This is a genomic window from Streptomyces viridosporus (assembly GCF_002078235.1).
GTDB lineage: Bacteria > Actinomycetota > Actinomycetes > Streptomycetales > Streptomycetaceae > Streptomyces > Streptomyces viridosporus.
Genome location: NZ_MSGP01000320.1, coordinates 1 through 7,790 on the forward strand (window position 1 = coordinate 1; position 7,790 = coordinate 7,790).

General features: G+C 70.8%; 7 protein-coding genes. 1 reads left to right on the forward strand and 6 read right to left on the reverse strand.

Annotated elements, in window-relative coordinates; translation table 11 throughout:
* Window positions 1–113: 113 nt before the first annotated feature.
* The 6 genes from B7L92_RS22420 to B7L92_RS22445 form a co-directional block, all read right to left on the reverse strand.
* Entirely contained in the window at window positions 114–1,784 is a 1,671-nt protein-coding gene (locus B7L92_RS22420; protein WP_081239261.1) for a beta-N-acetylhexosaminidase, read from the reverse strand.
* 1 nt (window position 1,785) lies between these two features.
* Window positions 1,786–2,631, reverse strand: coding sequence for a carbohydrate ABC transporter permease (locus B7L92_RS22425; protein WP_081239266.1), 846 nt, complete (start codon window positions 2,629–2,631; stop codon window positions 1,786–1,788).
* Between the two features lie 29 nt (window positions 2,632–2,660).
* Complete coding sequence (locus B7L92_RS22430) at window positions 2,661–3,617, reverse strand: carbohydrate ABC transporter permease (protein WP_081239262.1); 957 nt, start codon at window positions 3,615–3,617, stop codon at window positions 2,661–2,663.
* 4 nt (window positions 3,618–3,621) lie between these two features.
* Window positions 3,622–4,914 (reverse strand): extracellular solute-binding protein, encoded by a 1,293-nt coding sequence (locus B7L92_RS22435; protein WP_081239263.1) that lies wholly within the window; start codon window positions 4,912–4,914, stop codon window positions 3,622–3,624.
* Window positions 4,915–5,140: 226 nt separating this feature from the next.
* The gene (locus tag B7L92_RS22440; protein ID WP_081239264.1) at window positions 5,141–5,428 is read right to left on the reverse strand and encodes a DUF3039 domain-containing protein; all 288 of its coding nucleotides are present in this window, start codon (window positions 5,426–5,428) and stop codon (window positions 5,141–5,143) included.
* Between the two features lie 30 nt (window positions 5,429–5,458).
* Window positions 5,459–6,031, reverse strand: a complete 573-nt coding sequence (locus B7L92_RS22445) for a YqgE/AlgH family protein (protein WP_081239265.1) — start codon at window positions 6,029–6,031, stop codon at window positions 5,459–5,461.
* 311 nt (window positions 6,032–6,342) lie between these two features.
* Between B7L92_RS22445 and murA the strand changes: the two genes are divergently transcribed.
* A complete protein-coding gene (gene murA, locus B7L92_RS22450; protein ID WP_004987463.1) occupies window positions 6,343–7,683 on the forward strand; it encodes a UDP-N-acetylglucosamine 1-carboxyvinyltransferase in 1,341 nt (446 codons plus the stop codon).
* Window positions 7,684–7,790: the final 107 nt, after the last annotated feature.

The window sequence follows — 7,790 nt, forward strand, 5'->3', positions numbered from 1 at the left end:
GGGTGCGTGCGACCGAGCCGGGGGCGGGGCGTGCGGGTGCGGGGTCCCGTCCGCGGCCGGGTCCGGTCCGGGACGGACCGGACCCCCGCCGACGGGACCCCGCCGACGAGCCCCTACAGGTTCGGGGGCGCGCCCTCGATCGGGCGCCCCAGCAGGCCCGGACGCTTCTGCCAGGGCAGGGGGCCGGTGGGCGGCCGGTAGGCGACGCCCAGGGCGTCGAGGCGCCGGTAGTGGGCGGTCATCCGCCGCTCGAAGTCGGCGACGTCGCGTTCGGCGGGGGCGGGCAGAGGGCTCCAGGCGACCTCGGCGAAGGCGGCGAGCCGGGGGAAGACCTGGTAGTCCACGCGTCCCTGGTCCTCCATCACCTCGGTCCACACGTTGGCCTGGGTGCCCAGCACCCGCCCGGCCTCCTCGGCCGTCAGCTCCGGGGGCACGGGCTCGAACCGGTAGACGTCCTCCAGGGTGCGCACGTACCCGATCGGCACCGGCTCGTCGGGGCCCGCGTCCTGCCGGTGGTCCAGGTACACCTGCTGCTCGGGGCACATGACCACGTCGTGTCCGGCGCGGGCGGCGGCGATGCCGCCCGCGTACCCGCGCCAGGAGGACACCGCGGCGCCCGGGGCGAGCCCGCCCTCGAGGATCTCGTCCCAGCCGATCAGCCGCCGTCCCCGCGCGGCGAGCCAGTCGGCGAAGTGCCCGATGAACCAGGCCTGGAGCGCGTCCTCGTCCTTCAGCCCGAGTTCGCCGATCCGCCGCTGCGCGGTGGCCGACGCGCGCCACTGGTCCTTGGGGCATTCGTCACCGCCGAGGTGGACGAAGCCCGAAAAGGGGGTGGAGGGGACGGCCGGAGAGGACGCGCCGGTGTCCGCGGGGAACAGTTCGAGGACTTCCTCGAGCACCCCTTCGTAGAAGCGCAGGGTCTCGTCGGTGGGGGCGAGCACGTTCGGATTGATCCCCCAGGTGTCCCAGACGGTGAGGGAGGCGGTGTCGACGACATCGGTGTTGCCGAGTTCCGGATATGCGGCGATGGCGGCCTGCGAGTGGCCGGGTACGTCGATTTCCGGGACGACGCCGATATGCCGCTCGGCGGCGTAGGCGACGATCTCGCGGATGTCGTCCTGGGTGTAGTAACCGCCGTGCGGCTTGTCCTCCCACAGCGGTGACGCGCGGTGGCCGATTTTCGTCCGGGCGCGCCAGGCGCCGACCTCCGTCAGCCTCGGGTACCGCCGGATCTCGATCCGCCATCCCTGGTCGTCCGTCAGGTGCAGGTGCAGGACGTTGAGTTTGTGCGCCGCCATCAGGTCGATCTGGCGCAGCACGCCCTCCTTGGGCATGAAGTGCCGGGCGACGTCCAGCAGGAGGCCGCGCCAGCGGAACCGGGGGGCGTCCTCGATCCTGACGTGGGGCACCGCCCAGGTCCGGTCGCGGCCGAGCGGGGCCCTGCGGTACGCGTCGGGGCCGAGGAGCTGCCGCAGCGTCTGGGCGCCCCAGAAGACACCGGCCGCGCTGCCGCCCTCGACCAGGACGCCGCTCCGGTCGCTGACGAGGCGGTACTCCTCGGGGGCGAGTCCGGGGTCGATCACAAGGCCGATGCCGTCGCCCTCCGTGTCGTCGAGCTCCCGCCCCTCGTGCAGCGGCAGGCCGGTCGCCTGCCAGAGGACGGTGCGCAGCCATCGGCCGACGCCCTCCGTCCCGGCAGCGGCGTGGAGCCGGGAGTGCGCCGTCAGCCGCACCTCGCCGGAACCGGCGACGAGGCTGCGGGGTGCTGGAATCAGTTCGGTCACGTCAGTCCTTTACCGCGCCGCCCAGTCCGGAGACCAGGCGCCGCTGTACGAGTACGAAGAAGACCAGGACCGGGATCGTCATCACGGTGGAGGCCGCCATGACCCCGCCCCAGTCCGGTTCATCGGGTTTGTAGAAGACGAGCAGCGCCATCGGCAGGGTCGACTGGGAGATGTCGCTGATGATGAAGGATTTGGCGAACAGGAAGTCGTTCCAGGTGGAGATGAAGGAAAAGACGCTCGTGGCCACCAGCCCCGGCAGGACGAGCGGGAAAAGGATCTGCCACAGAAAGCGCGTCCGGCTCGCCCCGTCGATGTACGCGGCCTCCTCCAGCGCCTCCGGAACGGCCTTCACGAATCCCCTCAGCATCCAGATCGCGAACGGCAGCGAGAACGCGATGTGCGGCAGGATCAGCGACCACAGCGTGTTCAGCTGACCGAAGTCCCGCATGAGGAAGAACAGCGGAATGGTCAGCGCCTCCACGGGCACCATCTGGGCCACCAGGAACATGATCAGCAGGGTGGTCCGCAGACGGAACCGGAAACGCGTCACGGCGGTCGCGGCGAGAAACGCGATCAGCGCCGAGGCGATCACCACGACGACCGCGACGACGACGCTGTTGAGGAAGTACCGGCCGAATTCCTGCTGTCCGAACACCCGCCGGAAGGAGTCGAGCGTGGGCGCCAGCGTCCACGGCCGCGGCTCGGTCGACTCGATCTCCCCGGCCGGTTTGAAGGCGCTCAGCACCATCCAGTACAGCGGGAAGGCCACCACGGCGGCGACCAGCAGCGCCACCGCCTCGGCCACCGCCCGCCCCGGCCGCCGGACGGACCGGCGCACAAGATTCACCCGGCGCCCCCGGTCCCGGCTCACGAGCGTCACAGTTCCTCCCCCTGGCGGCGCAGCAGCCGCAGGTACACCAGCGTCACGGCGAGCAGGATCAGCAGCATCACCACGCCGATCGCCGCGCCGAGGCTGTACTGCGAGGACGCGAACGCCTGCTGGTAGGCGTAGACGTTGAGGACCAGGTTCTGGCCCGCGATGCCGCCGCCGTTTGTCATGACGTAGATCTGGGTGAAGACCTTGAAGTCCCAGATCACCGACTGGATCGTGACGACGACCAGGATCGGCCGGAGCATCGGCGCGAGCACCGAGCGCCAGATCCGCCACTGCGAGGCGCCGTCCAGGGCGGCGGCCTCCAGCACCTCGGACGGTACGGCGCGGATGCCGGCGTAGACCGTCACCATCACGAACGGGAAGGAGCACCACACCACTTCGAGCAGGACGAGGAAGAAGGCGCTCAACCGCCCGTACGTCCACGCGTGGTCGCCGAGGCCGAGCACCCGGTTGACCGGGCCGAAGTCGGCGTCGAAGAGGAGCAGCCAGACCGTGGAACCGGTGACGGCCGGGGTCGCCCAGGCGCCCAGCGCGGCCAGCATCAGCGCGAGCCGGGGCACGGCCCGCACCCGGGTGAGCAGCACGGCGAGCGCGCAGCCCACGGCCAGGGTGCAGGCCACACAGGCCGCCGCGAACAGCACGGTGTCCCGCAGCACCTGCCAGAACCGGTCGTCGCCGAACAGTTCGGCGTAGTTGCCCAGGCCCTCGAAGGTGGTCGGTTCGCCGCCGCTGACCTGGGCCTGGGTGTAGTGGAAGAGCGAGATCAGGCCGAGTTGGTAGATGGGGTAGGCGAGCAGTCCGCCGAGGACCACGAGCGCGGGGGCGAGGAGGAGCCAGGGGGCGGGTCCCGGCCGGCGGCCTCGCGGGGTGCGGGGTGCGGGGGCCGTGGAACGCGCCGTGCGGGTGCGCTCCACGACCGCCGTGTCCTGTGCGACCACGGGCTCAGCCCACCGAGCCGAACGCCTCGTTCATCTTCTTCGCGGCGTCCGCCGAGGCGGTCGCCACGTCCTTCCTGCCGCTGACGACCTCCTGGAACATCGTCGGCAGCACCAGCGAGGAGTCGATCCGCGCCCAGGCGGGCGAGGCCGGCACGAACTTGGTGCCGGCGGCGAGCGTCTCGACGAACGGCTTCACGAACGGTTCCTCCTCGGCCGCCCGGCGGCGCACGTCCGAGAAGGTCGGCAGGAAGCCCATGCCCTCGAACAGCTCGCCCTGGGCCTCCTTGGAGGCGAGCCGCTTCATCAGGTCGACGGCGAGGGTGCGGTGCGAGGTGGACTTCAGCACGCCGAGGTTGTTCCCGCCGGCGAACGCGGGGGCGATGGAGCCGGGCTCGACGCCCGGCAGCGGTACGACGGCGTACTTGCCCTTGACCTTCCCGGCCTCGACGGCCGCGTGGCTGAAGTCGCCGCCGATCGCCATGGCCGCCTTGCCCGAGGCGAAGGCGGTCACCGTGTCGTTGCCGCCCATCCCGGCGCACTTGGCCGCCGGGCAGTTGTCGTCGCCGAAGAGGGAGGTGTAGGCCTCGATGCCCTTGCGCGCGTCGGCGCCGTCGATGGCGGAGGCGTAGGAGCCGCCCTTGCCGGTGGCGAGTTCACCGCCGTGGGCCCAGATGAAGGGCATCGCGCCGTAGGTGTAGGCGCCGCCGACGGCGATGCCGTACATCCCCGGTTTCGCGGCGCGGATCTTCTTGGCGGTGGAGATCAGCTCGGCCTGGGTCCTCGGGACGTCGAGGCCGAGTTCCTCGAAGACGTCCGTGCGGTAGTACAGCGCGCGGACGCCGACGAAGTACGGGGCCCCGTAGACCTTGCCGTCGACGGTGACCGACTGCCTGGCGGTCGGATCGGTGTCCTCGGTCTCCTCCCAGGCCTCGAACTCCTCGGTGACGTCGGCGAGTCCGCCGTCCCGCACATAGCCCGCGGTGTCGGTGTTGCCGTACTCGACGAGGTCGGGCGCGGACTTCGGGTCGTTGAAGGCCGCCTTGATGCGCTGGGCGCGGGTCTCGACGGGGATGTACTCGACGGTGACCTCGGCGCCCTCGTGCGCCTTCTCGAACGCGGCGAGGACGGAGTCGACGGCCTGCTCCTTGGGCTTGTTGTTGACCTCCTGGAAGAGCCAGACGCGCAGGGTCCCGGTCTTCTCGTCCTTGTCGGAGGAGGAGGTGCCGGAGGTCTGGGGCGCGCAGGCGGCGGTGGCGAGGACGGCCGCGAGGGCGACCATGCGGACGGACAGCTTCATGGAGTGCTCCTCCGATGGTGCGTTGCAACATGCGCAATGATTGTTTCGCTGTGCACAACAACACACCGGAGGCTAGGGACTGGGTGAACCGCACCACAAGAGGTCTCAACCACTCTGTGACCGGCCGACGCACCCCGTGCAACGCGCGGACAGCACAAAGGCCCCCGGGGCACGCAAAACGCGCCCGGGGGCCTTCGGACGAGACCGGCGACAGGAGGGGGAGGACCTACTTGTCGCCCTTGCCCTTGCCCTTGTCGTCACCGCCGGAGCCCATGGACTCGTAGATCTCTTTGCACATGGGACACACCGGATACTTCTTCGGATCGCGGCCGGGCACCCAGACCTTGCCGCACAGCGCCACGACGGGAGTGCCGTCGAGGGCACTCGCCATGATCTTGTCCTTCTGGACGTAATGGGCGAAGCGCTCGTGGTCACCGTCGCCGTGGGAGGTCTGCGGCGTCGGCTCGACGAGGGTCCCCGTACCAGTCCCGCGCTCGGGCTCAAGAGTGCTCATAACAGCCAAGGGTACTGAAGCCCGCCCGCGTCAGTTGAGCGACGGGTCGTCCGGATACGTGGCGACCATCGCCAGCTCGTTGCGCTGGCGGCGCAGCACCTCGCGCCAGAGCCGCTCCGGGGCCGGGGACGAGACGTCGCCGGGCTCCGATTCCACGACGTACCAGGCACCGTCCACCAGTTCGTCCTCCAGCTGGCCGGGTCCCCAGCCGGCGTATCCGGCGAAGATGCGCAGGGAGCCGAGGGCGGAGGCGAGCAGTTCCGGCGGGGCCTCCAGGTCGACCAGCCCGATCGCGCCGTGCACCTGGCGCCAGCCCAGCGGGGCCGCCTCCCCGGCCGCCCCGCCGGGGACGACCGCGACGCCGAGGGCCGAGTCCAGCGACACCGGGCCGCCCTGGAAGACGACGCCGGGTTCGCCCGCGAGATCGGCCCAGTCCTCCAGGATGTCGCCCACGCCCACCGGGGTCGGGCGGTTGAGGACGACGCCGAGCGAGCCCTCCTCGTCGTGGTCGAGGAGGAGCACCACCGCACGGTCGAAGTTCGGGTCCGCCAGGGCGGGCGTGGCCACGAGCAGCCGCCCTGTGAGCGAGGACACCTCGGTCATGCCAGACATGATCCCGCATCTTCCCTCCGTGTGGGGAGGCAACCGGGGTACGGGAGTGAAGACGGCCGTGATCGAAAGGAGCGGCCTGGTGAGGAGCCCGGTCGAGGGGGACGGCGGGAGACGGGCGGACGGCCGGGGGCGTCCCCGGCGCACGACCGCGGCGGTGACCCCATGTGCCCGCTCTGGAACGGTTCGTGTTGTGACAGACCCATGACGTTACGGGGCCCCCCGCGGGCTTACGGAAGGGGGGTGAGGGACGATTACTCTTTCCCTTCTGGCCCCTGCCCCACTCCCCACGGAACGCGAGATTCATGACCGTCAACGACGATGTCCTGCTGGTCCACGGCGGAACCCCGCTGGAGGGCGAGATCCGTGTCCGCGGTGCGAAGAACCTCGTACCGAAGGCCATGGTCGCCGCGCTGCTGGGCAGCGCTCCGAGCCGCCTGCGCAACGTTCCGGACATCCGTGACGTCCGCGTCGTACGAGGGCTGCTGCAACTGCACGGTGTGACGGTCCGTCCGGGCGAGGAGCCCGGCGAACTGGTCCTCGACCCCACGCACGTGGAGAGCGCCAACGTCGCCGACATCGATGCCCACGCGGGCTCCTCGCGGATCCCGATCCTGTTCTGCGGTCCGCTGCTGCACCGGCTCGGGCACGCGTTCATCCCCGGCCTGGGCGGCTGCGACATCGGCGGCCGGCCCATCGACTTCCACTTCGACGTGCTGCGCCAGTTCGGCGCGACGATCGAGAAGCGGGCGGACGGCCAGTACCTGGAGGCCCCGCAGCGGCTGCGCGGCACGAAGATCCGGCTGCCGTACCCGTCCGTCGGCACCACCGAGCAGGTGCTGCTGACGGCGGTGCTCGCCGAGGGCGTCACCGAGCTGTCCAACGCGGCGGTGGAGCCGGAGATCGAGGACCTGATCTGCGTCCTGCAGAAGATGGGCGCCATCATCGCGATGGACACCGACCGGACCATCCGCATCACCGGTGTGGACAAGCTCGGCGGCTACACCCACCGCGCCCTGCCCGACCGCCTGGAGGCCGCCTCCTGGGCGTCCGCGGCACTGGCGACCGAGGGCAACATCTACGTGCACGGCGCCCAGCAGCGCTCGATGATGACGTTCCTGAACACCTACCGGAAGGTCGGCGGCGCCTTCGAGATCGACGACGAGGGCATCCGCTTCTGGCACCCCGGCGGGCAGCTGAAGTCCATCGCGCTGGAGACGGACGTCCACCCCGGCTTCCAGACCGACTGGCAGCAGCCGCTGGTGGTCGCCCTGACCCAGGCGACCGGCCTGTCGATCATCCACGAGACGGTCTACGAGTCCCGCCTCGGCTTCACCTCCGCGCTCAACCAGATGGGCGCCCACATCCAGCTCTACCGCGAGTGCCTGGGCGGCTCCGACTGCCGCTTCGGCCAGCGCAACTTCCTGCACTCGGCGGTCGTCTCCGGCCCCACCCGACTGCAGGGCGCCGACCTGGTCATCCCCGACCTGCGCGGCGGCTTCTCCTACCTCATCGCCGCGCTCGCCGCGCAGGGCACGTCCCGCGTCCACGGCATCGACCTGATCAACCGGGGCTACGAGAACTTCATGGAGAAGCTGGCGGACCTGGGGGCCAAGGCCGAGCTGCCGGGCAAGGCGCTCATCTGACCCCGACCCCCGCACCCCGGCCCCGGCGGCACCGCCCGGCCGGGGTGCGGGGGTCGCCCCCGGGCGGAGACGGCACGGAGAAGCCGGCGAGCCCTTTTTCGACCCCC

Coding starts and splice junctions, on each gene's coding strand:
- murA (WP_004987463.1), top strand. CDS start 6,343: ATGACCGTCAACGACGATGTCCTGCTGGTCCACGGCGGAACCCCGCTG.
- B7L92_RS22445 (WP_081239265.1), bottom strand. CDS start 6,031: ATGACCGAGGTGTCCTCGCTCACAGGGCGGCTGCTCGTGGCCACGCCC.
- B7L92_RS22440 (WP_081239264.1), bottom strand. CDS start 5,428: ATGAGCACTCTTGAGCCCGAGCGCGGGACTGGTACGGGGACCCTCGTC.
- B7L92_RS22435 (WP_081239263.1), bottom strand. CDS start 4,914: ATGAAGCTGTCCGTCCGCATGGTCGCCCTCGCGGCCGTCCTCGCCACC.